General features: G+C 57.7%; 14 protein-coding genes. 4 read left to right on the top strand and 10 right to left on the bottom strand.

Annotated elements, in window-relative coordinates:
• The 6 genes from GRI43_RS05775 to GRI43_RS05750 form a co-directional block, all read right to left on the bottom strand.
• A complete protein-coding gene (locus GRI43_RS05775) occupies positions 1-435 on the bottom strand; it encodes a GNAT family N-acetyltransferase (RefSeq protein ID WP_160730083.1) in 435 nt (144 codons plus the stop codon).
• 10 nt (positions 436-445) lie between these two features.
• Positions 446-1,117, bottom strand: a complete 672-nt coding sequence (locus GRI43_RS05770; protein WP_202391598.1) for an inner membrane-spanning protein YciB — start codon at positions 1,115-1,117, stop codon at positions 446-448.
• Complete coding sequence (gene ftsY, locus GRI43_RS05765; protein WP_160730082.1) at positions 1,117-2,040, bottom strand: signal recognition particle-docking protein FtsY; 924 nt, start codon at positions 2,038-2,040, stop codon at positions 1,117-1,119. Before ftsY ends, GRI43_RS05770 begins: the two co-directional genes overlap by 1 nt.
• Positions 2,037-3,215, bottom strand: a complete 1,179-nt coding sequence (locus GRI43_RS05760) for a MiaB/RimO family radical SAM methylthiotransferase (RefSeq protein ID WP_160730081.1) — start codon at positions 3,213-3,215, stop codon at positions 2,037-2,039. Before GRI43_RS05760 ends, ftsY begins: the two co-directional genes overlap by 4 nt.
• A complete protein-coding gene (gene dapF, locus GRI43_RS05755) occupies positions 3,212-4,018 on the bottom strand; it encodes a diaminopimelate epimerase (RefSeq protein ID WP_160730080.1) in 807 nt (268 codons plus the stop codon). The genes GRI43_RS05760 and dapF overlap by 4 nt, the downstream gene beginning before the upstream one ends.
• 87 nt (positions 4,019-4,105) lie before the next feature.
• Positions 4,106-5,767, bottom strand: a complete 1,662-nt coding sequence (locus tag GRI43_RS05750; protein ID WP_160730079.1) for a putative bifunctional diguanylate cyclase/phosphodiesterase — start codon at positions 5,765-5,767, stop codon at positions 4,106-4,108.
• Between the two features lie 169 nt (positions 5,768-5,936).
• Here GRI43_RS05750 and GRI43_RS05745 point away from each other — a divergent pair, with 169 nt between their 5' ends.
• Together GRI43_RS05745 and GRI43_RS05740 are read left to right on the top strand one after the other, a co-directional pair.
• Positions 5,937-6,347: an EVE domain-containing protein gene (locus GRI43_RS05745; RefSeq protein WP_160730078.1), complete on the top strand. Its 411-nt coding sequence runs from the start codon at positions 5,937-5,939 to the stop codon at positions 6,345-6,347.
• 96 nt (positions 6,348-6,443) lie between these two features.
• Positions 6,444-6,635, top strand: a complete 192-nt coding sequence (locus tag GRI43_RS05740; RefSeq protein ID WP_160730077.1) for a hypothetical protein — start codon at positions 6,444-6,446, stop codon at positions 6,633-6,635.
• A gap of 6 nt (positions 6,636-6,641) precedes the next feature.
• Here the strand turns inward: GRI43_RS05740 and GRI43_RS05735 are convergent, their stop codons facing one another.
• The gene (locus GRI43_RS05735; RefSeq protein WP_160730076.1) at positions 6,642-7,967 is read right to left on the bottom strand and encodes an MFS transporter; all 1,326 of its coding nucleotides are present in this window, start codon (positions 7,965-7,967) and stop codon (positions 6,642-6,644) included.
• A gap of 126 nt (positions 7,968-8,093) precedes the next feature.
• Between GRI43_RS05735 and pgsA the strand changes: the two genes are divergently transcribed.
• Entirely contained in the window at positions 8,094-8,702 is a 609-nt protein-coding gene (pgsA, locus tag GRI43_RS05730; RefSeq protein WP_160730075.1) for a CDP-diacylglycerol--glycerol-3-phosphate 3-phosphatidyltransferase, read from the top strand.
• Between the two features lie 4 nt (positions 8,703-8,706).
• Here pgsA and GRI43_RS05725 read toward each other — a convergent pair whose 3' ends face one another.
• The 3 genes from GRI43_RS05725 to rnd form a co-directional block, all read right to left on the bottom strand.
• A complete protein-coding gene (locus GRI43_RS05725; RefSeq protein WP_160730074.1) occupies positions 8,707-9,066 on the bottom strand; it encodes a PilZ domain-containing protein in 360 nt (119 codons plus the stop codon).
• Between the two features lie 135 nt (positions 9,067-9,201).
• Entirely contained in the window at positions 9,202-10,098 is an 897-nt protein-coding gene (locus tag GRI43_RS05720; RefSeq protein WP_160730073.1) for a hydrogen peroxide-inducible genes activator, read from the bottom strand.
• The gene (rnd, locus tag GRI43_RS05715) at positions 10,095-11,393 is read right to left on the bottom strand and encodes a ribonuclease D (protein ID WP_160730072.1); all 1,299 of its coding nucleotides are present in this window, start codon (positions 11,391-11,393) and stop codon (positions 10,095-10,097) included. Before rnd ends, GRI43_RS05720 begins: the two co-directional genes overlap by 4 nt.
• 166 nt (positions 11,394-11,559) lie before the next feature.
• Here rnd and aspS point away from each other — a divergent pair, with 166 nt between their 5' ends.
• Positions 11,560-13,350 (top strand): aspartate--tRNA ligase, encoded by a 1,791-nt coding sequence (gene aspS / locus GRI43_RS05710; RefSeq protein WP_160730071.1) that lies wholly within the window; start codon positions 11,560-11,562, stop codon positions 13,348-13,350.
• The last annotated feature ends 76 nt before the right edge of the window (positions 13,351-13,426 follow it).

Genomic DNA, 13,426 nt, shown 5'->3' with positions numbered 1-13,426 from the left:
TTAGTCCATTTCAAGCGTTTTGGATAGGTAGTGCGAAGCGTGACCTTTTGGCCGGTCATGCAGTGTCGCCATATGCGTGTAACCCAGCTTTTCGTAAAAGGGCCGCGCTTGCCAGCTGGTGGTCTCGACCAGTGCTTTCCTGCAGTTCTGGCTGATGGCGAATTCTTCGGCTTTCTCGACTAGTTCGCGGCCAATTCCTGTTCCGCGCGCGGTGTCTGACAGCCACAAAAGCTCAATGTGAAGCGTGTTCCAGTAACAGGTGGCTCGCAGCCCGCCGGCCACATTCCCAGCCGCGTCTTGCGCCAGGACATGGAACTGCGTTTCAGCCTCGTTCGGCTCCAGATCGGGAACAGCAGCCCGGTTGAACTCCACTATTCCCTCGCTGAGCTGCTGTGCCCGCTCACGATCCAGATCGAGTTCGATGGAGACTTTCAAATTTGCTGCCTCAGCTGCCCGTAGGCGGCTCTTCCTTGATCACGTCATCCTTTGCCTCGACATCAAGGCCGTGACGCATCAGCATCGGTATCTGGCTGAAGGTAAACAGAAATGTCAGCGGCATGAACACCCAGAACTTGGCCCATAGCCAAGTTTCGAAATTGTCGTTCTCTACATTGTAGAGATAACGCAGCACCTCGTTCAGGATGGCTAGCGCGAAGAAGAAGATACCCCAGTTGCGTGACAGTTTTAGCCAACCTTCATTGCTTAGCCCCTCGAACGCGGCCTCCAGCAGAACCTTGAGCAGCGCCTTCCCCTTGAACCAGCCAAGGGTCAGGACCAGACCGAAGATTGTGTAGATAATAGTCGGCTTGATCTGCACGAATGTCGGATCGCCAAAGAAAATCGTAAGGCCGCCGAAACCGACGATCAGCGCGGTGGAAAACCACAGCATCGGGGAAACGTGTCCAAGTTTGAATTTGGAAAACAGCAATGCGATCACGGCGGCGATCATGAAAGCGAAGGTGCCTTTGATCACGGCAGTCACTTCGGCGATCGCGTTGGCCTCTTCCGGTGAGGAGTATTTGTAAACGCCGAGGAAGACGAGCAGTGGCCCGTAATCGACTGCTACATTGAGCCACCCGGAAGGTTTCTTTTTCGCCGGGGCGGTTTCACTTTTCATCAGGCTACTCCTGCAATTACACGGGCAACCAGGTCCGGATCGAACGGCCGCAAATCGTCAATTTTCTCACCAACGCCAATGGCATGGATCGGCAGGCCGTATTGTTCCGCGGCTGCAACAAGAACGCCGCCACGCGCGGTCCCGTCCAACTTGGTCATGATCAGACCGGTTACGCCGGCCACTTCCTTGAAGGTTTCGATCTGGGCGAGGGCGTTCTGGCCGTTGGTTGCATCGAGCACCAGCACCACGTCATGCGGCGCCTCAGGATTGAGCCGCCCGAGCACACGGCGGATTTTTTCCAGTTCGTCCATCAGTTCGCGCTTGTTCTGCAGGCGTCCTGCAGTGTCGACAATCAGTGCATCGATGCCCTGTTCTGTTGCCGCCTTCACCCCGTCGAAAACAATGCTCGCCGGGTCGCCGCCTTCAGGGCCGCGAACAATCGGGACCCCGATGCGGTCAGCCCAGGTAGCAAGCTGGCCAATGGCGGCAGCGCGGAATGTGTCACCTGCCGCCAGCATCACGCCGTAATCGTCTTCCTGAAACAGATGCGCCAGCTTGGCGATGGTAGTCGTTTTGCCGCTGCCGTTCACGCCAATAACCAGCACCACTTGAGGGCGGGGAAAAGCGGTGATTTCGAGCGGCTTCGCAACCGGACGCAGAATCTCGGCGATCTCTGCCGCCACTGCCTCGCGCAGTTCGGTTTCGGTAATGTTCAGCCCGAACCGTTTTTCTGCCAGCTTGCTCCGAATGCGCGCGGCAGCGGAGGGGCCGAGATCCGACATGATCAGCGCATCTTCGACATCATCCAGCGCCGCATCGTCGAGCTTGGCAGTCCCGACGACACCGGTCAGATTGCTCGACAGCCGCTCTGACGTCTTGCGGAAACCGCCGAATACGCGGTCGGTCCAACTTGTGTCGCTCATCTTAGCAAGCCTTCGCTGAGTTCATTCGGAGTGATAGTCAGGATTGTGCCGGCAGCGGTGCCCTGTGGCACCTCGACCCGCGCGAAATTGGGCGCATAGCCTGTTCCATCCCGTTCCGCGAGGACGGAAAGCGGCTGGCCGACCAGCGTTTGCATCCAGGCATTGCGCCGCGACCGGACAGCTTCGCGCAGTTCGGCGGCACGCTGTTTGATCAGCGGGCGGCTGTGCTGGGGCATACGCGCCGCTGGGGTGTCGGGGCGCGGTGAGTAGGGAAACACATGGCCGTGGACGATATCGAGCGCTTCGATGATCGAGAGGTTATCGGAATGCATCGCCGCGTCTTCTGTCGGAAATCCAGCGATCAGATCTGCCCCGATGGCGATTTCTGGACGCTTGGCTTTCAATCGTTCAACCAGGGCAATCGCATCTGCGCGAAGGTGCCGCCGCTTCATCCGTTTGAGCATCATGTCATGCCCATGTTGAAGCGACAGGTGAAGATGCGGCATCAGCCGGTCCTCGCCCATGAACAATTCTTCCAGCTGCGGATCGATTTCGATCCCGTCCAGCGACGACATGCGCAGGCGCGGCAGGTCCGGGAAACGGTCCAGCACCGCCGATACGAGTTTGCCCAGTGGCGGATTGTCGGACAGATCATGGCCCCAGGAAGTCACATCGACCCCGGTTAGGACGATCTCCGGCGCGCCAAGTGCAAGATGCTTTTCCACCTCTTCCAGCACTTGGGGGATGGTTTGGGACCGGCTTTTCCCTCTGCCTTGGGGAATGACACAGAAGGTGCAGGCGTGGTCACACCCGTTTTGGACTGTGACAAAGGCGCGGGTCCGGCTGGGCACGAAGGGTGGTGCATCCAGCGGTACGTTCCAGGCACGCGGATCAAGCTTGGCGGTGTTTTTGACGAGGCCGTCGACCTCGGGCATCGCAGCCAGCTGGTCGCGTTCGATATCCGCCGCACAGCCAGTCACCATCAGGCGGGCTTCAGGGCGCGCCTTCCGCGCCTTGCGGATCGCCTGCCGTGTCTGGCGCACCGCTTCCGACGTGACTGCGCAGCTGTTGATGACAACCACATCATCTTCCCCGGCGAGCATCGCCTTGATCTGCTCGCTCTCGGAAATATTCAGCCGGCAGCCTAGGGATATGACTTCGGAATTGCCGCTCATGCGTAATCGGACCATTCGAATGTACCGCGATACGATTCTGTGGCCGGGCCTTCCATGATGATCGATTGGCCTTCCGACCATTCGATTGTCAGTGTTCCGCCGGGCAGCGTCACCTTGACCGGCGATTGAACCAAACCCCGGCGCAGCGCGGCTACGGCGGTTGCGCATGCACCGGTTCCGCAGGCGCGCGTCAACCCGGCACCGCGTTCCCACACGCGCAGATTGATCGCACCGCCTGAAACCTGCGCGACATTCACGTTAACGCGCTGCGGGAACAGCGGATCGGTTTCGATCACAGGCCCCAGCCGGGCAAGATCGATTGCGGCCAGATCGTCAACAAAGAAGATCACGTGCGGGTTACCGACATTGACCGCGGAAGGATCTGTGAGCCCCTCCCAAGAAACGGGGAGGTGCAGGGTATCCATCGCATAATCGATCGGGATAGCGTCCCATTCGAAGCGCGGCTGCCCCATGTCGACACGGGCTCCGCTTTCTGACCGGGAAATATTGATGATGCCGCCGCCGGTTTCGACTGCCGCCGCCCGTCCGTGCAGCAATGCGGCCGCGCGAGAGGCATTGCCGCATGCTTCCACTTCGCCGCCATCGGAGTTGTATATTCGCATCCGGAAATCAGCGCGGTTCGAAGGCTCCAGCACAATCAGCTGATCGCAACCAATACCGGTATGCCGGTCGGCAAGCGCAGCTACAGTGGCCGCGGTCAGATCAGGCAGATCCTGTTCACGCGCGTCGAGCATGATGAAATCATTGCCGAGGCCGTGCATCTTGGTGAAGGGGATGCGCATAGCAGCGTGCATCTATGCATGAAGGGGCCGCGCGTCCAGTGGGCGGGGTTTCAGGCAGTATTCATGCGCGTGCTGAGAGTGTACAGGTCAGATGGCTTCGCGCTTCGCATTGACGGTCTCATCCTCAGGCGGCAACATGCTGTCTTCGGCTTCCGGATGATGATCTGCGAGCAAATCCATTGCGGCCAAACGGCCTCTTACCGCGGCGGCATGTTCGGGCTTGCCGTAGTGATACCCCTGACCCTTCATCTTGCCTTTGCCCTTGAGCGCTTTCAGAATTTGCGCGTCCTCGATACCTTCGGCAGTGACCGGAAGGTCCAGGCCGTCGGACAGAGAGATGATCGCGTTGACGATCTTGTCGCTGGCATCTTCATCGTTCAGTTCGCCAACGAAGCTGCGATCGATCTTGAGGCGATCAAAGGGCAGGGTGCGGAGTTGGGTAAGACTGGAATAACCGGTGCCGAAATCATCCAGGCTGATCTGAACGCCCTGATTTTTGAGGCTGGTGATCATCGATTTCACCACGCCGACATTTTCATGCAGGCAGCTTTCCGTGATTTCGATATCGAGCCGTTCAGGCGGGAAATTGTGCTTCACCAGCAGCTTAAGAAGTTTCTGGGAGAACCACGGATCGCGTAGCTGCACCGGCGAAATGTTGACCGAGAGTGTCAACCGCGAGTGCCAACCCTTAGCGTCTTCAAACGCCTGCTCGATCAGATTCTCCGACAGGGCGGCGATCACGCCGATTTCCTCGGCAACTGGAATGAAAACTTCAGGACTGACGAGGCCTAGGTCTGGCGAATGCCAGCGTGCCAGCATTTCGAAACCCATCAGTTCACCGGACTGCAGATCAATCTGCTGTTCGTAATAGGGCACAAATTCCCCATTCTTGATGCCGTTCCTGATGCCGGTTTCCAGATCGCTGCGAAAACGGAGTTCTTTCTCCATTGACGGTTCAAACCAGAAATAACGGTTCTTGCCCTGCTTTTTCGCATGGTACATCGCGATATCGGCGCGGTGCATCAAATCTTCACCGCACGCCGGAGCTTTGTCGCGGGTTTCCTGCGCACTCGTCGCAATGCCCACGGAGAGCGTGATCTCGATCATCGACTTGTTGATTATTTCAGGGCGCGATGTGCGCTCTATGAGTGTTGCAGCCAACTGATCGACGGCATCGGGCTTGCGACAATCGAAAGGTACAATGCAGGCGAATTCATCTCCGCCGAGGCGCGCCAGGGTTGCACCCGAAGGCAGGACTGCGCGAATCCGGTCGGCGGTTGTTTGCAGCACCCGGTCTCCGACCTTGTGGCCGTTCAAATCGTTGATCTGTTTGAAGTTATCCAGATCCACCATGAGGAACGCGACTGCCGCATCGCTCTGGTCGATCTTCGCAATGAGATCATCGACGACCGGCGCTACGCTCCGGCGGTTTAGGCAGCCTGTCAGTGGGTCTGTCTCAGCGAGGAGCTTGGCCTTTTCCTCGGCCTTGCGGCGTTCCTCGATCTCGGAGATGAGCTCGCGGTAGCGGCGCATACCGAAGACAATGAGTGCGATATTGAGTAGGAGAGCATTGACCAACAGATTGTCCGGGCCCTCAACGCCCTGGATCCAGCTGCGGGCAATCGATGGCAGGACCGAGCTGCCGGTGCCGACGAACATGAGTATGGCAGCAATCGCAATGCCCAGTGCGACCATATCCCGTTCGACGCGCTTCTTGCTGTCATTCGTGGGTTCTTGTTTTGCAGACATTATTGATGCGGCATGAGCAGCCGCGCCTCCCCTGAAGCATTTGAAGGTTCGGACGATAAGAATTTGGATTGAAGAACTGGTTAATTCGCCCCGTAGCCGGGTGGAAACATTCTATCCGCGCCGCTAGTCCGGAAGCATCGATGACCGGCTTTGATGGGAGAATGTGAAAATGGCGCGTTTCTGGCTGATGAAATCGGAACCGGATGCCTACAGCTGGGACGATCTCGTCAAGCAGGGTGAAGGCACGTGGGATGGTGTTCGCAACCACCGCGCAAAAAACAATCTCGCCGCCATGGAGGAGGGCGACCAGGTGTTCTTCTATCATTCCAATGTCGGGCTGGAGATCGTGGGCATCGCGGAAGTAACCGTGGCCGGGATTGCCGACCCGACCGATCCGACCGGCAAATGGGCCGCAGTAAAAGTGAAACCGGTCCGTAAATTGAAGCGTCCGGTCACTTTGAAACAGGTGAAGGCCGAGCCGGCACTGGCCGAAATGGAGCTAGTGAAGCTGATGCGCCTTTCCGTCAGCGAGGTACGCCCCGCAGAATGGGAAAAGATCCTCCAAATGACGGAAGAATGACCGGAATAGGCTGACCAAGCTTGGTTAATGTCCCGATCTAGGCCAGTGGATAGCTGCCCCGCGCATAATGGTTAGTATTCCGTTAACACGGCACCCATGCGTAGATCACTTGTTCTTTCAGACGAAACCGCCGGTCACCCATTTCTGGCATCGCTCCCCCCGCATGTGAGGGCGGGCAGCGTTCCGGTTCCTGCACGTCCGGCACTGTCGATCACCCGTGAAGATATTCGCGGATTCCTGACCGCCTATGTCGGGTGTTTCGTGGCTGCGCTGATTTTCTTCAGCTAGCCTATCTCAACTAGCGGGGCTGTTCGCCGCGGCGGTTAGCTCGGCGTTGTAGAGCCGTTTGCCGAGCCATGCCGATACCAGGCACATGCCGGCGCTCATCAGCAGCTGTTCGGCTATCGAAATGCCGATCATATTGAGCGCCATCGCGGCCAGTGATCCGATCACCATTGCCCCTGAATTGACGATATTGTTGGCTGCGATCGTACGCGCTGCCTGTTCTGGCGGAACGCGGGTGGTGAGAAACGCATAGAGCGGCACCACGAACATGCCGCCGGCAATTGCGATACCAAGCAGTGACAGAAGCAGGAAACTTGCCATCGGCCACGCCAGGAATTCAGTCACCCCGAGCATTTCGGTCGGCTGGCCTGCAGCCCACAGTCGCGACACAAAATAGAATGCCACCACGAACCCGCCCATCGCAATGACGGAAATCGGTGAATAGCGGGCGGAGACTGTGCCCTTCAGCAGGTAATTAATCGACACCGAACCGATTGCGACACCGACAGAGAAGATGACCAGGAACAGGCTCGCGACCTCTGGCTCGGCCATGATGACGTTCTTCGCCAGTGGCACGAACTGGATGAACAGCACGGCGCCAATGGTCCAGAAGAAGCTGATGGCGAGGATCGCGTAGAACACTTCCTGATTGTGCATGGTCTCGCGAATGAGGTTCTTCGACGCGCGGAACAGGTTCCAGTCGAGCTTTTCCTTCACCAGTCCCTGCGGCGGGGCATCGGGGACCTGACGGCTGACGAAATAACCGATGATGGAGGTTATGATGATGCCTACGGCGGCGTATTCGACATCGATCCATCCGGCGAGGATGGTGCCCGCGAGGATTGCGATATAAGTGCCTGCCTCGACCAGACCGGTCCCGGCCAGGACCTCGTCCTTCTTCAGGTGCTGCGGCAGGATCGCATATTTGATCGGGCCAAGAAATGTCGACTGAACGCCTGTCAGCAGCAGAGCCAGCAGCAATAACGGTATCGCAACCGTTTCCACTGCAATTCCCTTCCACGCCAGATATAGTCCGGTCGCCCCGATGATCATCAAAATGATCTCGCATGCTTTGACCGTTCGGATAATCGCTGCCTTGTCCCTCATATCGGCGAGTTGCCCCGCGAGCGCGGAAAGAAGGAAGAAGGGGAGGATAAAGAGGCCCGATGCTACGGCACTGAAAAGACCCTCGGTATTGGGCGAGTTATAGACCTGGTACACCACGAACAGCACCATGGCGTTCTTGTACAGATTATCGTTGAAAGCATTGAATAACTGGGTGACGAAGAGAGGCAGGAAACGCCTGCGCCGCAAAAGGTGCGTCGATGTTGTCATACTGGCTGCGTTACCCCAAACTTTGAGCCTTCTCGGCATCTGCGGCCCTTTGAACAGGGATAAAGCGGGGGGACAAGCGCAAACAGGTGCTTTTGCCCCGCCGACTAAGCGGGTAGAGGGGGTGTGATGCTGACTTTGCCTAACATGTTGACCCTGTCGCGGATCGTGGCCGTCCCCTTGCTGGCTGCGCTGCTTTGGTGGCCCGAATGGAAGTTGGGCTATTGGTTCGCGTTCGCGCTGTACTGCCTCATGGGCATCACCGATTATTTCGATGGTTATCTGGCGCGGTCCAGCGGAGCCGTGTCGAAGCTAGGCATTTTTCTGGATCCGATCGCCGACAAGATCATGGTTGCCGCGGTAATTCTGGTGCTTACGGCGCAAGGCTATCTGCGGGGGCCTTATGTCGGTGACTTGCACGTGATTGCGGGCCTGATCATCCTGATGCGCGAGATCGCCGTATCAGGACTGCGTGAATTTCTGGCTGGGTTGCAGGTATCCGTACCGGTGACGCGACTGGCGAAATGGAAAACGACTCTCCAGCTCGTTTCGCTGGGCGCGTTGATCGGGGGCGGGGCGGTTCATGGACCGCCGCCGACGCTGATGGCCGAAGCGGCGAGGCCGCTGGCTGATCAATGGATTCACCTGACGGGCCTGGCATGCCTGTGGGGCGCTGCGGCGCTGACAGTGATAACGGGTTGGGATTACCTCAGGGTCGGCCTGAAGCACATGGACTGATGCTTTATTCGATCAGACCCGCAGCCACCGAGCATTCGACAAGCGGAATACCAAAGCGATCACGCGGATCATCCCGGTCAAATTCTTCTTCAGACGAGTAACCGAATGCCTCGACAACCTTTTGGTGCAGAGGCAGATCGAATTTAATCCCGACATTCCGGTCGACACGCCAGACAATTTTGCCCGGCATCGCGACTTTATCACTCAGCTTTATTTCGACCTGAGCGCCTTGCTCGGCCAGTTTGCTGCCGGTTTCGATCATGCAGCCGCCACTGGACAGGTTGTAAAGGGACACGGCGCCCTTCTTGCGGCCGATCCTGCATTCCACTTTGTGGTCTGTTTTAAAGCGATTATAAGAACGCATCTGCCGTTTCCTGCTGCTACCCGTGGCGTCTGCGACTATTACTATCCGTTCAATCGCAAATATTTAGTAAATATTCGGTAGGGAATATTTAACCATCGGATGGCTCTGGAACCCTCGACAGATGGCGCCGACCAGTCAGCCAGCTCGCAATTCCTCCGCGAGGAGGCGGAATTCCTCGCCGCGAGGCGAATTCTTACGCCAAATCAGCGCAATTTCGCGGCTGGGGTTATCAGTCTGCAGGGGGCGGGCGATAATCTCTGTACCTTTAAGAATACCGGCCTTGATCGCCATTTCGGGCAGCATGGTAATGCCGAGTCCGTTATCCACCATCTGGACCAGCGTATGCAGGCTGGTACCGATCATCGTGGCGCTGGCATTGAGTTCGGGCCGGTTGCAGGCGGCCAGCGCGTGTTCCTTAAGGCAGTGCCCGTCTTCCAATAGCAGCAGATGTCCCTCATCAATCATGGATGGGGGAATGGAAGCCGGCGGATCCCGCGGGTCATCCTTTGGAAAAGCGACGAACAGCTTGTCGTCGCAGATATGTTCATATTCGATGTCGCCCGTCGCGAAGGGCAGGGCGAGCAACACGCAGTCGACCCGCCCGTGCTGAAGCGATTCGATCGCATCTGCGCTGGTTTCTTCGCGCAGGAACAGTTTCAGTGCAGGGCGCTCCTTGCGAAGCCGGGGCAATATGTGCGGCAGCATGAAGGGGGCGATTGTGGGAATGACGCTCATCCGCAATTCGCCCGACAGCGGCGTCCCTGATGCCTGCACCAGTTCGCTCAACTCTTCGGCTTCGCGCAGCAGACGGTGCGCCTTGGCAACAACCTTGTCACCAAGCGGGGTGAAGCGGACCACACGGCGGCTACGCTCGACTAGCGTTACGCCCAGCAGTGTCTCGAGCTCGCGGATGCCCGCCGACAAGGTGGATTGGGAAACGAAGCTCGCCTCTGCCGCACGGCCGAAGTGGCCGGTTTCATGCAGCGCGACCAGATATTGCAATTGCTTGATGGTGGGGAGGTAGGTGCTCACTCGCGTTCTTCACCGTTGCTATCGCTGTCACTCTCGCGGCTTCGCTCACCTTCGGAAGGCATCTCGTCAGGTTTCGCCTGTGCATCGTCAGCGTCGTCCGCATCATCGGCAGGCGCGGCATCGCCTTCGGCAACATCGATATGCGTCATGATGAGCCGGCCGTCCTTTACCGCGAAACCGGTTTTGCCTTCGACCAGTTCCAGCGCGTCCTGACCGAACACATCGTAACGCCAACCTTTCAGGATCGGCAGATCTCGAAGGCCAGCGGCCAATGCTTCCAGCTCATCCGATTTCGTCAGCAGGCGGCTGGCAATATCGATCTCGCGTGAACGGATCTTGAGCAACAGTTTGAGCAGGTCGGCAACCAGCGCCCCTTCCTTGCCCAGTGGCGCGCCGCGCTTGGTCTTGGTCGGCATTTCGCTTTTCGGCAGCGGTTCGGCACCGGACAGGACTCTCATCATCCGTTTGCCGATGTCATTTTCGCGCCAGGCGTTGGACAGGCCGCGAACCTTCGCAAGGTCTACCTGCTTCTTCGGCGGGTGGCTGGCAATGTCGGCCAGCGTTTCATCACGCATGATACGGCCGCGCGGGATATCCTTGTGCTGGGCTTCTTCTTCACGCCAGGCTGCCAATGCCTTCAGCCGTCCCAGAACCTGCGGGTTACGCCCGGCGGCGCGAATCCGGTGCCATGCCTTGGTTGGATCGTTGCGATAATTCTCCGGATCGGCGAGTTTTTCCATTTCGGCGTTCAGCCATTTGCCGCGGCCTGTCTTGATCAGCTTCTGCAGCATTTTCGGGAAGATTTCGGACAGGTGTGTCACATCGCCGATTGCATACTCGATCTGCCGATCGGTCAGCGGGCGGCGGCTCCAGTCGGTAAAGCGCGCGCCCTTGTCGACTGTGATGCCCAGCCAGCTCTCGACCAGGTTGGCATAGCCGATCTGTTCACTCTGGCTGATTGCCATCATGGCGATCTGGGTATCGAAAATGGGGTGGGGCGTCTTGCCGGTCAGGTTGTAGATAATTTCGACGTCCTGACCGCCGGCGTGAAATATCTTCAGCACGTCTTCATTGTCGCACATCAGGTCGAGCAGGCTCGTCAGGTCGATGCCGTCTGCAAGCGGATCGATTGCGGCCGCTTCTTCATCATTGGCGATCTGGACCAGGCAGAGTTCAGGCCAATACGTGTTCTCGCGCATGAATTCCGTATCGACGGTGACGAAGTCGGATTTTTCGAGGCGAGAGACCAAATCGTCGAGTGCTTCGGTCGTGGTAATCAAATCATGTATTTTCATCGTACTTTTCTATATGCGGGCGGAGTACCGCCACTCGGGATCCGCATCGGCGTTCTGTCACCTTGACAAAACCCCTCGGTTCCCCTGTTAGCCCGCCCACACATTTGAGCGAGGGCGCAGCCAATGCGCCCCTAGCGCCATAGTCCGGAAATTGGAAAGATTTTAGATGCACGCCTATCGTACCCACAACTGCGCAGCCCTGACCAAGGCGAATGTCGGTGACACCGTCCGCCTTTCCGGCTGGATCCACCGCAAGCGCGACCATGGCGGTGTGCTGTTCGTCGACCTGCGCGATCATTACGGACTGACCCAGATCGTTGCTGACGAAGATTCGCCCGCTCTGCCGATTCTCGACGGTCTGCGCGTTGAAAGCGTCGTGACGATCGACGGTGAAGTGAAAGCGCGGGGCGAGGGCACAATCAATTCTAACCTGCCCACAGGTGAAATCGAAGTCTTTGCGCGCGGCGTAACGGTCCAGTCCAAGGCAGACGAACTGCCACTGCCGGTTGCCGGCGAGCAGGAATATCCCGAAGATATCCGCCTCAAATACCGTTTCGTCGATTTGCGCCGCGAGACGATGCACAACAACATCATGCTGCGCAGTCAGGTGATCTCCTCGATCCGCCGCCGCATGACCGATCAGGGTTTCAACGAAATCCAGACGCCGATTCTGGCAGCTTCCAGTCCCGAAGGTGCTCGCGACTACCTTGTCCCAAGCCGTCTGCACCCGGGAAGCTTCTACGCGCTGCCCCAGGCTCCGCAAATGTTCAAACAGCTGCTGATGGTTGCTGGTTTCGACCGGTATTTCCAGATTGCGCCCTGCTTCCGCGATGAAGATCTGCGCTCCGACCGCAGCCCGGAATTCTACCAACTCGACCTCGAGATGAGCTTCGTTACGCAGGAAGACGTATTCCAGGCGCTGGAACCGGTATTGGCCGGCGTGTTCGAAGAATTCGCGAACGGCAAGAGCGTGACGCCATCGGGTGAGTTCCCGCGCATCCCTTACCGCGAGGCCATGCTGAAATACGGCAGCGACAAGCCCGATTTGCGCAACCCGCTTATCATCAGTGATGTCACCAGCCACTTCGAGAAATCAGGCTTCGGCCTGTTTGAGAAAATCGTTGGCGGCGGCGGTGTGGTGCGCGTGATCCCTGCTCCTAAAACCAACGAGAAGAGCCGCAAGTTCTTCGACGATATGAATAATTGGGCCCGCGGAGAAGGTTTCGCAGGGCTCGGCTATGTGACCCGCAAGGGCGGCGAATTCGGCGGGCCGATTGCAAAAAATCACGGGCCTGATCTGATGGCCAAGCTTTATGACGAATTGGGCCTGGGTGATGATGACGGTCTGTTCTTCGCGGCTGGCAAGGAAAAAGAGGCCGCCAAACTTGCCGGTGCTGCACGCACCCGGGTGGCAGAAGAGCTCGGTCTGATCGAAGAAGGCTGCTTCAAGTTCTGCTGGATCGTCGATTTCCCGATGTTCGAATACGACGAAGAGCGGAAAAAGGTTGATTTCAGCCACAACCCATTCTCCATGCCGCAGGGTGAGATGGACGCTCTGGAAAACCAGGACCCGCTGGACATCCTTGCGTGGCAATATGACATTGTCTGCAATGGCTACGAACTGTCTTCCGGTGCGATCCGGAATCACAAGCCGGAAATCATGTACAAGGCATTCGAAGTCGCCGGCTACAGCAAGGAAACGGTCGATGCCGAATTTTCGGGCATGATCGAAGCGTTCAAACTTGGCGCACCACCGCATGGTGGCTCTGCACCGGGGATCGACCGCATCGTCATGCTGCTCGCGGATGAGCCGAATATTCGCGAAGTGATCGCATTCCCGCTCAATCAGAAGGCACAGGACCTGATGATGGGCGCGCCGAACAAAGTTTCGAACCAGCAATTGCGCGATGTGCACATTCGCGTCGTAGAACCACCAAAGCCTGCCTCGCAGGGCTGATGGTGTAGGAGTTGGATAAGAAGCGCAGAAAATCTTGCATTTCGAAAAGCTCCGCACCATTTGCACGGCTAAGACT

It is taken from the genome of Pontixanthobacter luteolus, assembly GCF_009828095.1.
Lineage (GTDB): Bacteria > Pseudomonadota > Alphaproteobacteria > Sphingomonadales > Sphingomonadaceae > Pontixanthobacter > Pontixanthobacter luteolus.
The sequence above is the reverse complement of the archived record's forward strand: the minus strand, read 5'-3'. Positions and strand labels throughout refer to the sequence as shown.

Excerpts from the sequence above, each read along its gene's own strand:
- GRI43_RS05770 (WP_202391598.1), bottom strand. The coding sequence starts at position 1,117 with ATGAAAAGTGAAACCGCCCCGGCGAAAAAGAAACCTTCCGGGTGGCTC.
- ftsY (WP_160730082.1), bottom strand. The coding sequence starts at position 2,040 with ATGAGCGACACAAGTTGGACCGACCGCGTATTCGGCGGTTTCCGCAAG.
- GRI43_RS05760 (WP_160730081.1), bottom strand. The coding sequence starts at position 3,215 with ATGAGCGGCAATTCCGAAGTCATATCCCTAGGCTGCCGGCTGAATATT.
- dapF (WP_160730080.1), bottom strand. The coding sequence starts at position 4,018 with ATGCGCATCCCCTTCACCAAGATGCACGGCCTCGGCAATGATTTCATC.
- GRI43_RS05750 (WP_160730079.1), bottom strand. The coding sequence starts at position 5,767 with ATGTCTGCAAAACAAGAACCCACGAATGACAGCAAGAAGCGCGTCGAA.
- GRI43_RS05745 (WP_160730078.1), top strand. The coding sequence starts at position 5,937 with ATGGCGCGTTTCTGGCTGATGAAATCGGAACCGGATGCCTACAGCTGG.
- GRI43_RS05740 (WP_160730077.1), top strand. The coding sequence starts at position 6,444 with ATGCGTAGATCACTTGTTCTTTCAGACGAAACCGCCGGTCACCCATTT.
- GRI43_RS05735 (WP_160730076.1), bottom strand. The coding sequence starts at position 7,967 with ATGACAACATCGACGCACCTTTTGCGGCGCAGGCGTTTCCTGCCTCTC.
- pgsA (WP_160730075.1), top strand. The coding sequence starts at position 8,094 with ATGCTGACTTTGCCTAACATGTTGACCCTGTCGCGGATCGTGGCCGTC.
- GRI43_RS05725 (WP_160730074.1), bottom strand. The coding sequence starts at position 9,066 with ATGCGTTCTTATAATCGCTTTAAAACAGACCACAAAGTGGAATGCAGG.
- rnd (WP_160730072.1), bottom strand. The coding sequence starts at position 11,393 with ATGAAAATACATGATTTGATTACCACGACCGAAGCACTCGACGATTTG.
- aspS (WP_160730071.1), top strand. The coding sequence starts at position 11,560 with ATGCACGCCTATCGTACCCACAACTGCGCAGCCCTGACCAAGGCGAAT.